The sequence below is a fragment of the Delftia sp. WSY_10 genome, from assembly GCF_043104705.1.
In the GTDB taxonomy this organism is placed as follows: domain Bacteria; phylum Pseudomonadota; class Gammaproteobacteria; order Burkholderiales; family Burkholderiaceae_C; genus Comamonas; species Comamonas tsuruhatensis.
On the sequence record NZ_JBICKY010000057.1, the window covers coordinates 41592 to 58539 of the forward strand.

Genomic DNA, 16948 nt, shown 5'->3' on the forward strand with positions numbered 1-16948 from the left:
CGCGCCAGGGCCGCGACCCTGGCGTGCCTACGGCCTCACACGCCGGCCGCCCCCACTTGAAGATCCACCCACTCGGCGGCAGGCAGCGGCCGGCCGTAGTGGTAGCCCTGGAACAGCACATCCTGGTTCCAGGCGCGCAGGGTGCCGGCCTGCTCCTCGGTCTCCACGCCTTCGGCCACCACGCGCAGGTGCAGGCGACGGGCCATGAGCAAAATGGCCTCGACCATGGCGGCATTGCCGGGCGAGGCATGGCAGTCCTGCACAAAGGACTTGTCGATCTTGAGTTCACGGAACGGCAGCCGCTGCAGATAGGCCAGCGATGAATAGCCGGTGCCGAAGTCGTCCAGCCCCATCTCCACGCCCAGCAGCTGCAGCTCGGTCATGCGCTCGCGCGCCTCGTCCACGTCGCGCATGACCACGCTTTCCGTGACCTCCAGCGTCAGCCGGCGCGGGTCGGCGCCGGTGGTGGCCAGGATGCGCTTGAGCTTGTTCACCACATCGGGCTGGCGGAACTGCCGCCAGCTGACGTTGACCGACAGCCGCCAGCCGTGCTGCACGAATTCGGGCCGCACCAGCATGCGGCAGGCCTGCTCCAGCATCCAGTCTCCCAGCTGCACGATCAGGTCCGACTCCTCTGCCACGGCAATGAAGTCGCCGGGCTCGACCATGCCCAGGCGCGGATGGTTCCAGCGCACCAGCACCTCGGCGCCCACGCAGCGCCCCATGCGGTCCACCTGGGACTGCAGGTAGGGCTGCAGCTCGCCGGCAGGGATGGCGCGGCGCAGGTCCTTTTCGATGCGAAAGCGCTTGCCCACGGCCTCGGCCATGTCGGGCTGGAAGATGACGACCTGGCCCAGACCGGCCTGCTTGGCCTGGTGCAGGGCCACGCCGGCGCGGCGCAGCACGTCATGGCCGCCGCTGTCGGTGCGCGAGGCGGCAAAGCTGGCCGCGCCAATGCTGCAGCTGGCCTGCACTTCCTCGCCGGTTTCCTCCAGCCACAGCGGCCGCTCCAGCGCGTCCTGCAGCACCTGGGCCAGGGCGCGCATGTGCTGGTCGACCTCGGCGGCCTCGTGGCCTGCCTTCTCCAGCAGCACGGCGAATTCGTCGGCGCCCATGCGGGCCAGCAGTACGCCGTCGGGCAGGGCATCGGCCAGGCGCAGCGCCAGTGCGCCCAGCAGCGCGTCGCCGCGCACCGTGCCGCGCACATCGTTGAAGGCCGTGAAGCGGTCCATGTCCAGCAGCAGCAGGCCGTGGCGCGGCTCGCCCCCCTTGCCGCCCTCGCGGAACTCGCGCGCCAGCGCGCGCAGCCGCTGGGTCAGCGACAGGCGGTTGGGCAGGCCGGTGAGCGCATCGAAATGCGCCAGCGCATGGATCTGGCGCTCCGCGCGCATGCGCTCGGACAGGTCCTGCTTGAGTTCCACGTAGTTGACGATGCTGCCGTCCGAGGCCCGTATCGGCGCCACGAGCACGGCCTCGGGCAGGTCCTCGCCCTGGCGCGTGCGGTTGGTCATCTGGCCACGCCACAGCGCGCCCCGGCCCAGCTGGTGCAGCGCCTCTTCCCAGGCCGGAGCATCCAGCCCCATGGTGGAGTAGCGGTGCGTGGGCTGGCCCAGGACTTCGTTGCGCGCAAAGCCCGTGCGCTGCAAAAAGGCCTCGTTCACATAGACGATGTTCTGGTGCACGTCGGTGATGACGATGCTCTCGGGGTTCTGCTCCACGGCGCGGTAGAACTTGCGCAGATCGTCCTGGTGCTGCTCCAGCGCGCCCAGTGTGTCCTGCAGCTCCTGGGCGCGGCGGATCAGGCTGCGCCGCGCCATCAGCGTGACCGTGCCCGTCAGCCCCAGCATGCCCACGAAGTAGAGCATGGAGAACACGGGCGAGGTCTCGCGCTGGCCGATCCAGTCAACGCCTTCCCGGCCCGCCACCCAGAAACCGGCCATGGTCAGCACGGACAGGACCAGCATGACCAGCGTGGTGCGCACGCCCAGCACCCAGGCGCACATGACCAGCAGGGCAGGAAAGGCCAGCACCGAGCCGCTTTGCACGCCGCCCGTGGCGGCCACCACGGTCACGGCCGCCGTCCAGGTGCCCCAGACAAGCACATTGGAGGCCAGCCGCCAGTGCCGGCGCCAGCCCAGCAGCACGGCACCGAAGCTCACGCCTGCGGCAACCAGGTTCAGCCGCACGCTGAGCCAGGGAACGGGGTCCTGCATCAGCAGCGCCATGGCCAGCATCACGGTGAGGCTGGTGATCCATATGCTGCCCACCAGGACCACCCTGCGCAGGGACAAATGGGTTTCCGCCTCGACTCGATGACGCCGCATGAAAAAGCCCCAACAGAGAAAGAACACTCAACATGCTAGCGGTCGGCGCCGCCTGCGGCTGTGGTGGTTGTGCCACCGCCCCGGTCGGACGCGCTCTTGCACCAAACAGGGTATGCGGGCGCCGGTTCAGGGCGCGCTTTTGCGCTCGCGCGGCGGCCGCTTGCGCGCCTTGACGGCGTCCTTGCGCGCCTGGCGCTCGGCATCGCGCTGCTGGCCCACGGCCAGCCATTGCGCGTACTCCTCGGGCGTCTCCAGCGTGATGCGGCCCAGGACCGCTGCGCGGAAATCCGTGAGCACCAGCTCGGCCGCCTTTTGCACATTGACACGTCCGCCGCCCATCATGGCGCCGCGGCGCCGGCCGATGGCGTCCAGCAGCTCGTCGTCGTGCAGGGCGGCGATGCGTTCGTTGTCCAGGCCCAGCTTGTAGCGCGCCTCCAGCATGTCCGCGTAGTTCTTCTGCAGATAGCCCAGCAGCTCCAGCGCCACCAGTTCCTCGTCATAGGCGTTGCGGCCCACGGCGCCGCTGGCGGCCAGGTTGTAGCCGCTTTGCTCGACGATGATGCGCGGCCACAGCATGCCAGGCGTGTCCCAGAGGTAGAAGTCGTCGGCCAGCACGATGCGCTGCTCCAGCTTGGTGATGCCGGCCTCGTCCCCCGTCTTGGCCTGCCGCTTGCCGCTCATGGAGTTGATCAGCGTGGACTTGCCCACGTTGGGGATGCCGCAGATCAGCACGCGCATGGGCTTGGCCATGCCGCCACGGTTCGGCGCCAGCAGCTTGCAGGCCTCGATCAGCCGGCGCGTGGGCGCGGGCTCGGAGGCGTCCAGCGCAATGGCGCGCGTGTCGCTCTGGGCGTTGTACCAGTCCAGCCACAGCGGCGTGCGCGCGGCATCGGCCAGGTCCTGCTTGTTGAGCACCTGCAGGCGCGGCTTGTGGCCCGTCAGCTCCTGCAGCAGCGGGTTGCTGCTCGACCCCGGCAGGCGCGCATCCAGCACTTCGATGACCACATCGATTTCCTTGACGCGCTCGGTGATCACCTTGCGCGTGAGATTCATGTGACCGGGGAACCACTGTATGGCCATGGGATTACTTTCTGGGAAACGGGGGGACTGGCAGGGGCGCAAGGATAATTCATGGCTTGCGCAGACAGGATGCAACAACGCGCGGCGCCCCGGCGCAACCCGCAGACTTCCATTTTTTCTTGCGCAAGCCGCAATTGTCCCCCGCTTTTACGCCCAGCCTCACTGCCCATGTCCTTGCCCGATACCCCCTCGTCCCGCTCCGCCTCGCGCAAGGCAGACATCGAACTGCTGATCAAGGGCGTGACCTGCGCCGTGATCGGGCTGGTGATTCTGCTGGCGCCACAGTTCATGGCGCCCGGGGGCATCGTGCAGATGATGGCCCAGTCGTACCTGGTCGGCTGGTTCGCCCTGCTGCTGGGCACGGCCTTCATCGTGCTGTTTGCGGTGCGCCGCAGCAAGGCGCGGCGCTGAGCATGGTGCAGGGGTCGCTGGAGCAGGCGCTGTCGCAGATCCAACTGTGGCAGCAGCGCGCCCAGGCCGCAGGCATTGCACTGCGCCCTGCGCCGCCCCAGCCCACGAGCTGCTGCGGCCGCGGCTGCAACGGCTGCGTCTGGGAGGGCTTCTACGACGCCGTGCTGTTCTGGTGCGAGGACGCAGGCCAGGCGCTGGGCGCCGGGCGGGGCTGAAGCGCGCTCAGCGCAGGTTCTCCGGCGCCATGTAGCGCAGGCGCCATTCCTCGAACGACAGCGTGTCCGCGGCCTCGATGTCGCGCTGCTCCTGCACGGACTGCGCCGACCATTGCTCGAAGCGCTGCTGCTGCGCCTGGCTCCAGGGCAGGGCCAGCAGCGAGTCGCGGGCCTGCTCGGACCGGGCCAGCGTGAAGTTCGCAAAGCTGTTGCCGTATGCGCCCGTCAGCTCGCCCAGCACATGGGCCGACGGCGTGCGCTCGGGGTGCTCCAGGCGCTCCAGCGCCTGGGCCAGGGCGGCGCTGTAGTCCTGCGTGCCGTGGGTGCTGTCCAGCGCCTGGGCGTAGGGTCGGCACTGGTCCAGCACTTCATGGGCCCAGTCGCGCAGCGGCACTTCTCGGCCGGCGCGCACCAGTTGCAGGCCCGGCTCGCGGCCGCGCTCGGCCGTCAGGTGCTGGTTGTGCTTGAGTTCCGCGATCTCGCCCGGCGTATCCGGCGGGCTGTCGGCGTTCAGGCAGTGCAGCAGGAACACGTCCAGCATGCGCATGGTGGGCGCGGCAATGCCCACGTCCTCGAAGGGATCGAGGTCCATCAGGCGCACCTCCACATACTCCACGCCGCGCTCGCGCAGCGCGTGCAGCGGGCGCTCGCCGCGGCTGACGGTGCGCTTGGGGCGGATGGTGCCGTAGAACTCGTTTTCGATCTGCAGCAGGCCCGTGCCCAGCTGGTTGTAGTCGCCGCCCGGGTTGCGCACGCCCAGCATCTCGTAGGCGGGATAGGGCTGGGTCAGCGCGTCGTACAGCGAATTCGCATAGCCTTCCAGGCCGTTGTAGCTGACGTTGATGCTGGCCTGCGCATCGCTCTGGTAGCCCAGGCGTCCCATGCGCAGCGAGGTGGCGTGGGGCAGGTACAGCGCCTGGCCCGTATTGCCCAGCGGCTGCAGCCGGTGCTCGCGCCCCTCGACGAAACAGGGACACAGCGCGGGCGACGCGCCATACAGGTACAGCAGCACGAAGGCATGGCGCCGGAAATTGCGGATGAGCGAGAAATACTGGTCGCTGGTCACGCCGGGCAGCGACCAGTTGTAGTGGATGCCCGAAATCGTCTGCATGCGCCGGCCGTAGCGGTGGCCCAGCCCCATGCGGTACACGCTCTTGGAGCGGCCCGAGTGCGAGGAGCCGTAGCGCGCCAGCGGAATCGTCTCGTCCGTGGGCAGCTGGCAGGGCATGCTGGACGACCACAGCATCTCGCCACCCGCATCGCGCAGGCTGCGCAGCACGAACTGGTGGATCTGCACCAGCTCGTCCAGGCATTCCTGCACGCCCAGCCGCGCGCCGGTGATCAGCTCGATCTGCGATTCGCTGTAGTCGGTGGTGATGTGCGGATGCGTGAGCGCCGAGCCCAGCGCCAGGGGATGCGGCGTCAGTGCCAGGCTGCCGGAAGGCAGCACGCGCAGGCCCTCCTTTTCTATGCCACGGCGTATGCCCTTGAGCCGCTCAGGACCGGGAACCGCCATGGATGCCTGCGATGTTTTCATTCTTGTTTACCGATTCGTTGATGGGCATCGGCCCACACGGAAACCACCAGGATTCCCGGCGGACCCGACCCGGACGCCGAATGATAGAGAAACGGCAGGAAACGCGATGGCGCCTGTCCGCTTAACCACGCGTTTTGGCCTGTTGCCCCGCATGGGATCGCCGCGAGCGAAAGGAATATGTCAGAGTTTCGCCCTCCCGGCCGGCGCTGCCTTGATACCGGGCAAAGGCAGGCCGGCCAGCGGCGAAATCTCTGGCCAGCCCCTGGTCATCGACGGGCTGCAGCCATGGCCTTGCCCACTTCCAGCGTGCCCTGGGCGGCGCCGCTGGCGGGCACCTGTTCGCCGCTGCGGTCCAGCACCTGGGCCAGTTGCGCGGCCAGCTGTTCCGGCACCTGCTCGCCCTGGCCCAGGTAAACGCCTTCGGTCAGCGTGATGAAGGCGGCCTCGAAGCCGCCCGCGCCTGCGCACAGCGTGGTGCGTGTGGGCGCACTTTCGTGGGCCAGCACCAGCATGGCGGGCACCACGGCCTCGGGCTTGAGGGCGGCCAGCACGGCCTCGGGCATCAGGCCTTCCGTCATGCGGGTGGCCGCCGTGGGTGCCAGCGCATTCACATGGATGCCGTGCTTGGCGCCTTCTATGGCCAGGGTCTGCATGAGGCCGACCTGGGCCAGCTTGGCCGCGCCATAGTTGGCCTGGCCGAAGTTGCCGTACAGGCCCGTGGACGAGGTGGTCATCACGATGCGCCCGTAGTTCTGCGCCTGCATGTGCGGCCACACGGCCTTGCAGCAATGGGCGGCGCCCATCAGGTGCACTTCCACCACCAGGCGGAAGTCGTCCATGCCCATCTTGGCAAAGCTCTTGTCGCGCAGGATGCCGGCGTTGTTGACCAGGATGTCCACGCGGCCCCAGGCATCGACGGCCTGCTGCACCATGGCCTGCACGGCCTCGAAATCGGTGACCGATGCACCGTTGGCCAGCGCCTGGCCGCCTGCCGCGCGGATCTCGTCCACCACGGCCTGGGCCGCCGTGGCCGAACCGCCGCTGCCATCGACCGCGCCGCCCAGATCATTGACCAGCACCTTGGCGCCGCGCGCCGCCAGCGCCAGCGCATGCAGGCGCCCCAGGCCGCCGCCGGCCCCCGTCACGATGGCCACGCGGCCTTCAAACTCAATCGCCATGGAGATGCTCCCTTTGTGTCGTTGGATGCCGGTTGCGCCCTCCGGATGGCAGGGCACCGGCCACCCAGCAATGTAGACGGACGCCGGCCGCATTCCGGTTGCCGAAGCGACTGCGGCAGGCCCGCCGGCCTTGTCCCCATCATTTCGTGACAAGCCTGTGGAAAACCATGTGCAGGCTCGGGACTGGCTGGTTAAGTAATTGTTTTGATTAGATTTTTTCGTTTTGCCTATTTTTTAATCAAATCCACAAGTCGTGTGCCCGACTTATCCCGCCTCACCCTGAACAATCTTGTGAACAACTTTCACAGCGGGCGGGATAAGGCACGCAAGTCATTGATTCAAAAGAAAAACAGGAGGATCGCTTAAAAAATAGGCAGAAGACCCCGGATTTTCGGGCCACGTCCCGCTTATCCACCGCGCAACCTGCATGTACGCATTTACCCCCATTCGTACTGGACAAGCATGTGGACAAGCCGCCAAAAATGCCGAATTCGCAACATAAGTCATTGATTTGACAAACAAGCCAGCCAATTGCACAAAAAACAGGCAAACCTGTGCGTCGCAGCCGGACGCGTTCAAACGCCTTGCGACCCGCTCCCCTCACAGGCCTCATCACGCGCATGCGCTGCAAGCGCCCCGCAGACGGCACCGGCAACCAGGGGAAAGACATAGACGCCGAGGGATTTGGGAAACGGCGTGCCGGAGGTCGCTGAAAAGCATGCAGCCAGCGCGGCGACACCGCTCACCGCACCCAGCACGGCGCCGAACTCCCTGGTGCTCAGTACCTGGAGCAGGCCCCTCAGAGGCCAGCCGACCACATAGATCATCCCCGCCAAAGCGGCAGGAACAGCACCTATGCCGTAGCCGAACACGACGAGCAGCCAGTTCACCGGCAGGACCGGCGCACCGTCCGCGCCCACAAGCATCACGGTCAGCACGCCCACACCGGGACCGACCAGCAGGAAAACGAGCACAGGCAGGAGGTAGGGCTTGATATGCATGGCGCCAAGCCTAGCGCACCGCTGACCGCTGCCCGGGAGACCCACCTCAACCCGGCCCCTGGTGCCAGACATTGCCTGATATAGGCCCGATACAGAGCCCGATACAGGGTACAAACACCCTTCGCCCCACAGAATTGCAGCCCCCCCTTGATAACCATGAGCCAGGATTCCCCCGCCTCCTCCCCTTTTTCCCCGCCCTTCTTCACGGCCCGCCTCACGCCCAGCGGTCTGCAGGTCGATGCCTGGGCCGACCAGCCGCTGTTGCACTCGCTGGAGCAGGGCGGCGTGGACTGGCCCAGTTCCTGCCGCAACGGCACCTGCCGCACCTGCATCGGGCAGCTGGTGTCGGGCAGCGTGCGCTACGAGATCGAATGGCCGGGCGTGACGCGCGAGGAGCGGGCCGAGGGCTGCGTGCTGCCCTGCATCGCCTATCCCGAAGGCGATGTGGTGCTGCAGGACCCCGGCCCCTGAATCCGGCCAAAGCCCGCGCCGCCTGCGGCCGATGGCCGCTGGAATAGAATGTGCGCTTTCGCAAGGTCATTCCGGGTCATGCCGATTGCCGACAGCGGCTGCGCCGCGCCACACGTTCTTTGGAAGCCCACTTCTGACGCCTGCCAGGCCGAGGGAGCCGGCGCGTGTGCCGCGCCCCGTCCGCACGACCCGGCTCCTCCAGAAGGCACTCCATGAACAACTCCACGTCCCCCGTGCCCATCTCGCCGGTGGAAGACATCATTGCCGACATGCGCGCGGGCCGCATGGTCATCCTCGTCGATGAGGAAGACCGCGAGAACGAGGGCGACCTGGTGCTGGCCGCCGACCATGTCACCCCCGAGGCGATCAACTTCATGGCGCGCTTCGGCCGCGGCCTGATCTGCCTGACGCTCACGCGCGAGCGCTGCGAATACCTGAAGCTGCCGCCCATGGCCGCGCGCAACGGCACCGTGTACAGCACGGCCTTCACCGTCTCCATCGAAGCGGCCGAGGGCGTGACCACCGGCATCTCCGCCGCCGACCGCGCCCGCACCGTGCAGGCCGCCGTGGCCAAGGACTCCAAGCCCACGGACCTGGTCCAGCCGGGCCACATCTTCCCGCTGCAGGCCGTCGACGGCGGCGTGCTCATGCGCGCCGGTCACACCGAGGCCGGCTGCGACTTCGCCGCCCTGGCCGGCTGCAGCCCCGCCGCCGTGATCTGCGAGATCATGAAGGACGACGGCACCATGGCCCGCCTGCCCGACCTGCAGCTGTTCGCGGCCGAGCACGGCCTGAAGATCGGCACCATTGCCGACCTGATCCAGTACCGCAGCCGCAATGAAACTCTGCTCAGCAAGGTCGGCGAGCGCCCGCTGCAGACGGCGCATGGCGAGTTCATCGCCCATGCCTTCCGCGATCTGCCCAGCCAGTCCGTGCACCTGGCCCTGGTCAAGGGCCAGTGGGATGCCGACACGCCCGTGCCCGTGCGCGTGCATGAGCCGCTGTCCGTGCTGGACGCGCTGGAGACCGGCCGCACCCTGCATTCCTGGAGCCTGGACACCAGCCTCGAATACATCGCCCGCCAGGGCCACGGCGTGGCCGTGCTGCTCAACTGCGGCGAAAGCGGCGACCAGCTGCTGGCCCAGTTCGACGGCAGCGCACGCGCCGCCCAGGCGCCCGAGCGCGGCCGCATGGACCTGCGCACCTATGGCGTGGGCGCGCAGATCCTGCGCGAGTGCGGCGTGCAGCGCATGCAGCTCATGGGCCAGCCGCGCCGCCTGCCCAGCATGGCCGGCTACGGCCTCGAAATCAGCGGCTACATCCCCAAGGAATAAGAAATGTTGAACGCAGAAAAGGGCCAGGCCCTGAATCTTGATGGTGCGCAACTGCGCATTGGCATCGTGCAGGCCCGCTTCAATGAAAGCATCACCAACAGCCTGACCCAGGCCTGCCGCGAAGAGCTGCTGGCCCTGGGCGTGCAGGCCGGAAACATCGACCACGTCACCGTGCCCGGCGCCCTCGAAGTGCCCGTGGCGCTGCAGGCGATGGCCGAGTCCGACCGCTACGACGCCCTGGTGGCGCTGGGCTGCATCATCCGTGGGGAGACATACCACTTCGAGCTGGTGGCCAACGAATCGGGCGCGGGTGTCACGCGCCTGGCCCTGGACTACCAGTTGCCGATCGCCAACGCGATCATCACCACCGAGAACACCGAGCAGGCCATTGCACGCCAGACCGAAAAGGGACGCGACGCGGCCCGGGTCGCCGTGGAAATGGCCAACCTGCTCCAAACCATTGACCGACCATGAGCGACGAACACTCCACACCGGCCTCCGCACGCCCTCCCCGCCAGAGCCGCACCGGCCTGACCAGCACCGGTGCGCGCAAGGCCGCCTCCAAGTCCAACCGCAGCCGCGCGCGTGAATTCGCGCTGCAGGCCCTGTACCAGCACCTGGTGGGCGGCAACGACGTGGAGGCCATCGACCGCTTCACGCGCGACCTGTCGGGCTTTCACAAGGCCGACTCGGTGCACTACGACGCGCTGCTGCGCGGCTGCATCAACTCCCAGGTGGACCTGGACGCACTGATCGCCCCCAAGCTGGACCGCACCATGGCCGAGATCTCGCCCATCGAGCACGCCAGCATGTGGATAGGCGTCTATGAATTCCAGCACTGCATGGACGTGCCCTGGCGCGTGGTGCTCAACGAGTGCATCGAGCTGGCCAAGGAATTCGGCGGCACCGACGGCCACAAGTACGTGAACGCCGTGCTCAACGGCCTGGCGCCCACGCTGCGCGCCGATGAGGTGGCACACGACCGCGCCGCAAAGAGCAGCGCAGCGCCTGCTGCGCCGGCCGCACCTGCGGCCGACGACGCGGCCGGCCAGGCCGGCTGAAGCGCGTCCTGCCACGCGCCTGCATCCACCGGGGCACAGGCCCCGCCGCATCCGGCCGTCCCTGGCCCGCCCGCGCCTGCCGGGCGCGGGCGCCTCTTTCAGGATTTCACCCGTCATGAAGTTTTCGACCCGCGCCGACCGCATTGAGCCCTTTTACGTGATGGAGATCGCCAAGGCGGCGCAGGAGATGGCGCGCGGCTGCGCGGACAGCGACACGCCGATGATCTTCCTGAACATCGGCGAGCCCGACTTCACCGCGCCCCCACTGGTGCAGGAGGCTGCGGCCCGTGCCGTGCAGGACGGCGCCACGCAGTACACGCCGGCCCTGGGCCTGCCCCAGCTGCGCGAGCGCATCAGCCACTGGTATGCGCAGCGCTTCGGCGTGGATGTGCCGGCGCGGCGCATCGTGGTCACGGCCGGCGCCTCGGCCGCGCTGCAGCTGGCCTGCCTGGCGACCATCGACGCGGGCGACGAAATCCTCATGCCCGATCCCAGCTATCCCTGCAACCGCCACTTCGTGAGCGCAGCCGAAGGCCGGGCCGTGATGGTGCCGACCACGGCGGCCGAGCGCTACCAGCTCAGCGCCGACAAGGTCGAGGCCGCCTGGAACGCGCACACGCGCGGCGTGCTGCTGGCCTCGCCCTCCAACCCCACCGGCACCTCGATTGCGCCGGCCGAGCTGCGCCGCATCCTCGACGTGGTGCGCGCCCGGGGCGGGCTGACCATCATCGACGAGATCTACCTGGGCCTTTCGTACGATGCGGCTTTCGGCCAGACCGCGCTGGCGCTGGGCGAGGACGTGATCAGCATCAACAGCTTCAGCAAGTACTTCAACATGACGGGCTGGCGCCTGGGCTGGATGGTGGTGCCCGAGGCCATGGTGCCCGTGGTCGAGCGCGTGGCGCAGAACCTCTTCATCTGCGCCAGCACCGTCTCGCAGCGCGCCGCCCTGGCCTGCTTCGAGCCCGAGTCCATTGCCGAGTACGAACGCCGCCGCGCCGAGTTCAAGGCCCGCCGCGACTTCTTCATTCCCGCGCTCGAGGCCCTGGGCCTGCCCGTGCCCGTGCAGCCCGACGGCGCCTTCTACGCCTGGGCCGACTGCCGTGCCGCTGCCGCCAGGCTCGGCGTCCAGGGCAGCTGGGACTTTGCCTACGCCGTCATGGAGCGCGCCCACCTGGCCATCACGCCGGGCCGCGACTTCGGCACGTTCGAGACCGCCGACTTCGTGCGCTTTTCGACGGCCAACTCCATGGAACAGCTGCAGGAGGCCGTGCGCCGCCTGCAGCGCCTGCTGGCCTGAGGCCCGCCGCACATGGCCTTCGAATTTCCCATCCGCGTCTACTGGGAGGACACCGATGCCGGAGGCATCGTGTTCTACGCCAACTACCTCAAGTTCTTCGAGCGCGCCCGCACCGAGTGGCTGCGCGCCCTGGGCATAGGCCAGCAGCAGCTGCGGGAACAAACGGGCGGCATGTTTGTCGTAACCCAGGCCCAGCTGCAATACCTGCGGGCGGCCCGGCTGGATGACCAACTCCTTGTTACCGCCGAGCTGCAAAGCAGTGGCCGCGCTTCGCTGACAATACGCCAGCAGGCGCTGCTGGCATCCGCCGGCGATGGCAATGCGCCGCCGCCCCTGTTGTGCGAAGGCACGATCCGCATTGGATGGGTGGATGGCTCGACCATGCGCCCCGCAAGAATTCCGAACCGCATCCTGGAGCAACTCTCATGAACTCCCATGACATGTCCATACTCAGCCTCGTGCTGCAGGCCAGCTGGGTCGTGCAGCTGGTCATGCTGATCCTTGTGGGCGCCTCGGTGGCCAGCTGGGCCACCATCTTCCGCAAGTCGCAGACCTTGAAGCGCGTGCGCACGCTCAACGACGGCTTCGAGCAGGACTTCTGGTCGGGCACCAGCCTCAACGACCTCTATGCCTCGGCGGCCCACCATGCCAAGCAGGGCGGCCCCATGGAACGCATCTTCGCCAGCGGCATGCGCGAGTACCAGAAGCTGCGCGAGCGCCGCATCGCCGACGTGAACCAATTGATGGACGGCACCCGCCGCGCCATGCGCGCCAGCTTCCAGCGCGAGATGGACGAGGTCGAATCGGGCCTGTCCTTCCTGGGCACCGTGGGCTCGGTCTCTCCCTACGTGGGCCTGTTCGGCACCGTCTGGGGCGTGATGCACGCCTTCACCGGCTTTGCCAACATGGAGCAGATCACGCTGGCCACCGTGGCCCCCGGCATTGCCGAGGCGCTGGTGGCCACGGCCATGGGCCTGTTCGCCGCCATCCCGGCCGTCACGGCCTACAACCGCTATGCCCACCAGATCGACCGCGTGGCCAGCCAGCAGGAAACCTTCATCGAAGAGTTCTCCAACATCCTGCAGCGCAACGTGGGTGCGACCGGCTCCAGCACCCCGTCCGGCCATTGAAGTCGCTCAAAGCCAGCAAGGAGTGAGCACATGCCCGCAGTAGCCTCGCGCGGCGGCCGCAGCCGCCGCACCGTCAACGAGATCAACATGGTGCCCTTCATCGACGTGATGCTGGTGCTGCTCATCATCTTCATGGTGACGGCGCCCATGCTCACGCCGGGCTCCATCAACGTGCCCAGTGCCGGCAAGGCCGCGCGCACGCCCCCGAAGCGCGCCGACGTGATGATCGACAAGGACGGCGGCATCCGCATCAAGGCCGGCAGCACCGACAAGACCGTCACGCTCAAGGAGCTGGGCGCAGCCGCCAGGAGCTGGCAGGACCAGCAAAGCGACGACAGCGCCGTGCTGATTTCGGCGGACAAGAAGCTGCCCTTCGAGACCGTGATGGCCGCCATGTCGGCCCTGCAGTCGGCCGGCGTCAAGCGCGTGGCCTTCGGCGTCAAGTCCTCCCAGTAAGCAGCGCCGCCCGCCTTCGATCCCATGCCCAACCTGCAAGACCACGACCAGTTCGCACCGCCGCGCACGCGCGGCCGCACGCGCTCGTGGGCCCTGGCCGCGGCAGCGCACGGGCTGCTTGTGGCCGCCATGCTGTGGACCGTGCGCCCCCCGAAGCAGGCCGACGAGCCCATGGTCGAGGCCGAGTTCTGGTCCACGGCCGCACCCGCTCCCGCCCTGCCCGTGCCTGCGCCACCGCCGCCACCTGCACCCGAGCCTGTTCCCCAGCCGCCACCGCCGCCGCCCGCGCCCGTGATTGCACCGCCCCCACCTCCCAAGCCGCAGGCCGTGGACGACGACCACGAGGCCGAGATCGCGCTGGAGAAGAAGCGCAAGATCGAGCAGCAAAAGAAGGAGCGCGCCGAACAGGCCGCCCGTGAGCAGCGCGAGAAGGAACGCCAGGAGCGCCTGGACAAGGAAAAGGCCGACAAGGCGGCCAAGGACAAGGCCGAGCGCGAGAAGGCGGAAAGAGCCGAGAAGGACCGCCGCGACAAGCTCGAGCAGCAGAAAAAGGACAAGGCCGAGCAGGACCGCAAGGACCGCCTGGAGCAGCAAAAGAAGGACAAGGCCGAAAAAGAAAAGGCGGACAAGGAAAAAGCCGCCAAGGACAAGGCCGAGCGCGAGAAAGCCGAGAAGGCCGACAAGGAAAAGGCCGCCAAGGCCGAAGCCGAGAAGAAGGCCGCCGAGGACAAGCGCAAGAAGGAACAGGCCGCCAAGGAAGCCCGCGAGGCCAAGGAAGCCGAGGCACGCCGCCAAGCAAATATCCAGCGCATGCAAAACATGGCTGGCAGCGGCGGCTCGGCGAGCCAAGGATCGGGCGGAGGCAAGAGCAATGGCTCTGGCAGTTCGGCCGGAGGCCCGTCCGCAGGCTATGGTCCGAAAGTAGCGGCACGCGTCAGGCCCAACATCGTCTACCCGGACGCCATCAGCGGCAATCCGCGTGCCGAGGTGCGCGTGCGCGCAGCACCCGACGGCACCATTACCAGTGCCACCATCGCCAAATCCAGCGGCAACAAGGCCTGGGACGATGCCGTCATCCGCGCGCTGCAAAAGACCGAGACGCTGCCGCGCGACATCGATGGCCGCGTGCCTTCGGACCTGGTCATAGACTTCCGCCCGCAGGACTGAACGGGCACAGGCCCTTCATCAAAAAGCCCCGCTGGTACCTGCCTGCGGGGCTTTTTCCATCTTGCTTTGTATGCAATCCGCCACGCGCCTGCGACTTCGCTTGCGGCACCGGCCGCTTGTCCCTAGCATCCCCGTCTTTGCCGCATTCGCGGCCCCCGTCCACCATCGCAAAGGAGAGAACCCATGTCCCATTCGACACGTCCCTTTGCAGTCGTGCACGCTTGAAGCCCTAGCGCCTCCAGGCCACGCTGCAGACCTGATTCCCGGCCCCGCAAGAGGCCCGGCTTTCGGCTGCGCGTGCGCTTTTCCTGATGCCTGTCCATCGAGCTTGCGGCGACTGCCCATTGCGCATTCCGCATCTGCCGGAATGTGCCCCCAAGCACTCGATCGAAAGCCATTCATGGGCAATTCCATAGTATTCCGTGGCGCAAACGCGGCACCCGCAATCACTCAAGCCAGAGACACCGAGGAAGGGCCGCCCCGCACCGAGGGTGTCGTCTCCCCCCGCGAAGCGAGAGGGGGGAAGGCGCGCAGCGACTCAGGGGGGCCGGACATCCATCTTCAGGTGTTCGCCAACCGCGGCGTCTGGATTGAAGACGCCGCCATCCAACAACTTCAAACGACGGCCCGCAACCTGGCCGGCATGCGCGCAGCCGTGGGCCTGCCGGACCTGCACCCGGGCCGGGGCTACCCGGTAGGGGCGGCCTTCTTTTCCGTGGGCCGCTTCTACCCGGCCCTGGTCGGCGGCGACATCGGCTGCGGCATGTCGCTGTACAGCACGGAGCTGGCGGCGCACAAGACCTCGGCTCCCAAGCTGGAAAAGGCGGTGGGCAACATCGACGGCCCCCTGCCCCAGGAACTGCTGGACGCCGTGGACATGCAGCAGCTGGAGCACATCGCCCAGGCCAGCGGCGTGGCCGACCTGGCGTATCTGCAGGACAGCCTGGGCACCATTGGCGGCGGCAACCACTTTGCCGAACTGCAGGTGGTGGACACGCTGTACGAGGACGGCGCGCTCGACAGGAAACGCGTGCACCTCATGGTGCACAGCGGCTCGCGCGGGCTGGGCGGCGCCATCCTGCGCGCCCATGTGGAGGCCTTCAGCCACGACGGCCTGGCCGCCAGCAGCGATGCCGCCACGCAGTACCTGCGCCAGCACGCGGCCGCCATCGCCTTCGCCCAGCTCAACCGCGCCAGCATTGCGGCACGTCTGCTGCGCGCCCTGCGCACGCGCGGCCAGGCCCTGCTGGACATCACCCACAACCACGTGATCGCCCACCACTGGCGCGGCGAGAATGGCTTTTTGCACCGCAAGGGCGCCACGCCGGCCGACCAGGGGCTTGTGGTGATCCCGGGTTCGCGCGGCGACTACAGCTACCTTGTGCGGCCCGTGGCCGGGCGTGACGAGGCACTGCACTCGCTGGCGCACGGCGCGGGCCGCAAGTGGGCACGTACCGATTGCATGGGCCGCCTGCGCCCGCGCTTCACGCTGGACGAACTGCTGCGCACAAAATTCGGCAGCGCCGTGGTCTGCGCCGACCGCGAACTGGTCTACGAGGAGGCCCCCCAGGCCTACAAGGACGTGGACTCCGTCGTCGCCAGCCTGCAGGAAGCCGGCCTGGTGCAGTTGGTGGCGCGGCTGCGCCCCCTGCTGACCTACAAGAAGGGAGCCATGCAATGCTGCTGATCCAGCTGACCGCATCCCACGGCCCCGCCGAGTGCGAGCATGCCGTGCGCCTGACCCTGCGCGAGCTGCTGCGCGACTGCGCCGCCAACGGCATCACCGTGGACGTGCTGGAAGAAACGCCCACGCCGGCCGGCTACAGGTCCGTGCTGCTGCGCTGCGAGGGCGACACCGGCCTGCTCCACGGCACGCTGGGCGCCTGGCTGGGCACCATCCAGTGGGTCTTCGACAGTCCCCTGCGGCCCCACCACCCGCGCAGGAACTGGTTTGTTGCCGTGCAACAGTGCGAGCCGCCCCGGCAATTGCCGGCAGATGGCGAAATCGTCTTCCAGGCCTGCAAGGCCTCGGGCAAGGGTGGCCAGCATGTCAACACCACGGACTCCGCCGTCCATGCCCTGCATGTGCCCAGCGGGATCTCGGTGAAGGTCATGAGCGAGCGCAGCCAGCACGCCAACAAGCGGCTGGCGCGCGAGCTGCTGGCCCTGAAGCTGGCGCGCCTCAACGCGCAGGGCGAGGGCCAGGCCCGGCGCACGCGCAGCCAGCTGCACTGGGAGGTGGAGCGCGGCAGCCCCGTGAAGGTGTTCCGCGCCTGAACGCCC

18 protein-coding genes are annotated in these 16948 nt (G+C 67.9%); 13 read left to right on the plus strand and 5 right to left on the minus strand.

What is annotated here, in order from left to right:
• Nucleotides 1-35: 35 nt before the first annotated feature.
• Both ACF8ML_RS26065 and ylqF read right to left on the minus strand, forming a co-directional pair.
• A complete protein-coding gene (locus ACF8ML_RS26065; protein ID WP_026062425.1) occupies nucleotides 36-2324 on the minus strand; it encodes a bifunctional diguanylate cyclase/phosphodiesterase in 2289 nt (762 codons plus the stop codon).
• A gap of 126 nt (nucleotides 2325-2450) precedes the next feature.
• The gene (ylqF, locus tag ACF8ML_RS26070) at nucleotides 2451-3404 is read right to left on the minus strand and encodes a ribosome biogenesis GTPase YlqF (RefSeq protein WP_016453899.1); all 954 of its coding nucleotides are present in this window, start codon (nucleotides 3402-3404) and stop codon (nucleotides 2451-2453) included.
• A 168-nt stretch (nucleotides 3405-3572) separates the two neighbouring features.
• Here ylqF and ACF8ML_RS26075 point away from each other — a divergent pair, with 168 nt between their 5' ends.
• Nucleotides 3573-3815 carry a hypothetical protein gene (locus tag ACF8ML_RS26075; protein WP_013803403.1) on the plus strand — a complete coding sequence of 81 codons (243 nt, stop codon included), beginning with the start codon at nucleotides 3573-3575 and terminating at the stop codon, nucleotides 3813-3815.
• A gap of 2 nt (nucleotides 3816-3817) precedes the next feature.
• Nucleotides 3818-4030: an oxidoreductase-like domain-containing protein gene (locus ACF8ML_RS26080; RefSeq protein ID WP_017405583.1), complete on the plus strand. Its 213-nt coding sequence runs from the start codon at nucleotides 3818-3820 to the stop codon at nucleotides 4028-4030.
• 7 nt (nucleotides 4031-4037) lie between these two features.
• Here the strand turns inward: ACF8ML_RS26080 and gshA are convergent, their stop codons facing one another.
• From gshA to ACF8ML_RS26095, 3 genes are all read right to left on the minus strand, one after another.
• On the minus strand, nucleotides 4038-5567 hold the full coding sequence (gene gshA, locus ACF8ML_RS26085; RefSeq protein ID WP_047325729.1) for a glutamate--cysteine ligase: 1530 nt from the start codon (nucleotides 5565-5567) through the stop codon (nucleotides 4038-4040).
• Nucleotides 5568-5833: 266 nt separating this feature from the next.
• Nucleotides 5834-6745, minus strand: a complete 912-nt coding sequence (locus tag ACF8ML_RS26090) for an SDR family NAD(P)-dependent oxidoreductase (RefSeq protein ID WP_016453901.1) — start codon at nucleotides 6743-6745, stop codon at nucleotides 5834-5836.
• Between the two features lie 575 nt (nucleotides 6746-7320).
• Nucleotides 7321-7746 (minus strand): hypothetical protein, encoded by a 426-nt coding sequence (locus ACF8ML_RS26095; RefSeq protein WP_046986599.1) that lies wholly within the window; start codon nucleotides 7744-7746, stop codon nucleotides 7321-7323.
• A gap of 156 nt (nucleotides 7747-7902) precedes the next feature.
• Between ACF8ML_RS26095 and ACF8ML_RS26100 the strand changes: the two genes are divergently transcribed.
• The 11 genes from ACF8ML_RS26100 to prfH all read left to right on the plus strand — a co-directional run bounded on the left by ACF8ML_RS26100 (nucleotide 7903) and on the right by prfH (nucleotide 16942).
• Nucleotides 7903-8217, plus strand: a complete 315-nt coding sequence (locus ACF8ML_RS26100) for a 2Fe-2S iron-sulfur cluster-binding protein (RefSeq protein WP_016450460.1) — start codon at nucleotides 7903-7905, stop codon at nucleotides 8215-8217.
• Between the two features lie 212 nt (nucleotides 8218-8429).
• Nucleotides 8430-9551: a bifunctional 3,4-dihydroxy-2-butanone-4-phosphate synthase/GTP cyclohydrolase II gene (gene ribBA, locus ACF8ML_RS26105; RefSeq protein ID WP_016450459.1), complete on the plus strand. Its 1122-nt coding sequence runs from the start codon at nucleotides 8430-8432 to the stop codon at nucleotides 9549-9551.
• A gap of 3 nt (nucleotides 9552-9554) precedes the next feature.
• The gene (ribH, locus tag ACF8ML_RS26110) at nucleotides 9555-10025 is read left to right on the plus strand and encodes a 6,7-dimethyl-8-ribityllumazine synthase (RefSeq protein ID WP_016450458.1); all 471 of its coding nucleotides are present in this window, start codon (nucleotides 9555-9557) and stop codon (nucleotides 10023-10025) included.
• The gene (nusB, locus tag ACF8ML_RS26115; RefSeq protein WP_016453904.1) at nucleotides 10022-10612 is read left to right on the plus strand and encodes a transcription antitermination factor NusB; all 591 of its coding nucleotides are present in this window, start codon (nucleotides 10022-10024) and stop codon (nucleotides 10610-10612) included. The genes ribH and nusB overlap by 4 nt, the downstream gene beginning before the upstream one ends.
• 115 nt (nucleotides 10613-10727) lie before the next feature.
• On the plus strand, nucleotides 10728-11912 hold the full coding sequence (locus tag ACF8ML_RS26120) for a pyridoxal phosphate-dependent aminotransferase (protein ID WP_016453905.1): 1185 nt from the start codon (nucleotides 10728-10730) through the stop codon (nucleotides 11910-11912).
• Nucleotides 11913-11924: 12 nt separating this feature from the next.
• Nucleotides 11925-12341 (plus strand): tol-pal system-associated acyl-CoA thioesterase, encoded by a 417-nt coding sequence (gene ybgC / locus ACF8ML_RS26125; RefSeq protein WP_016450455.1) that lies wholly within the window; start codon nucleotides 11925-11927, stop codon nucleotides 12339-12341.
• Nucleotides 12338-13042, plus strand: a complete 705-nt coding sequence (gene tolQ, locus ACF8ML_RS26130) for a protein TolQ (protein ID WP_016450454.1) — start codon at nucleotides 12338-12340, stop codon at nucleotides 13040-13042. Before ybgC ends, tolQ begins: the two co-directional genes overlap by 4 nt.
• A 30-nt stretch (nucleotides 13043-13072) precedes the next feature.
• Nucleotides 13073-13498 (plus strand): ExbD/TolR family protein, encoded by a 426-nt coding sequence (locus ACF8ML_RS26135; RefSeq protein WP_012204381.1) that lies wholly within the window; start codon nucleotides 13073-13075, stop codon nucleotides 13496-13498.
• 24 nt (nucleotides 13499-13522) lie between these two features.
• Nucleotides 13523-14665 (plus strand): cell envelope integrity protein TolA, encoded by a 1143-nt coding sequence (tolA, locus tag ACF8ML_RS26140; RefSeq protein WP_392408363.1) that lies wholly within the window; start codon nucleotides 13523-13525, stop codon nucleotides 14663-14665.
• Between the two features lie 400 nt (nucleotides 14666-15065).
• A complete protein-coding gene (locus tag ACF8ML_RS26145) occupies nucleotides 15066-16352 on the plus strand; it encodes an RNA ligase RtcB family protein (protein ID WP_392408364.1) in 1287 nt (428 codons plus the stop codon).
• Nucleotides 16343-16942: a peptide chain release factor H gene (gene prfH / locus ACF8ML_RS26150; protein WP_392408365.1), complete on the plus strand. Its 600-nt coding sequence runs from the start codon at nucleotides 16343-16345 to the stop codon at nucleotides 16940-16942. Before ACF8ML_RS26145 ends, prfH begins: the two co-directional genes overlap by 10 nt.
• Nucleotides 16943-16948 lie beyond the last annotated feature (6 nt).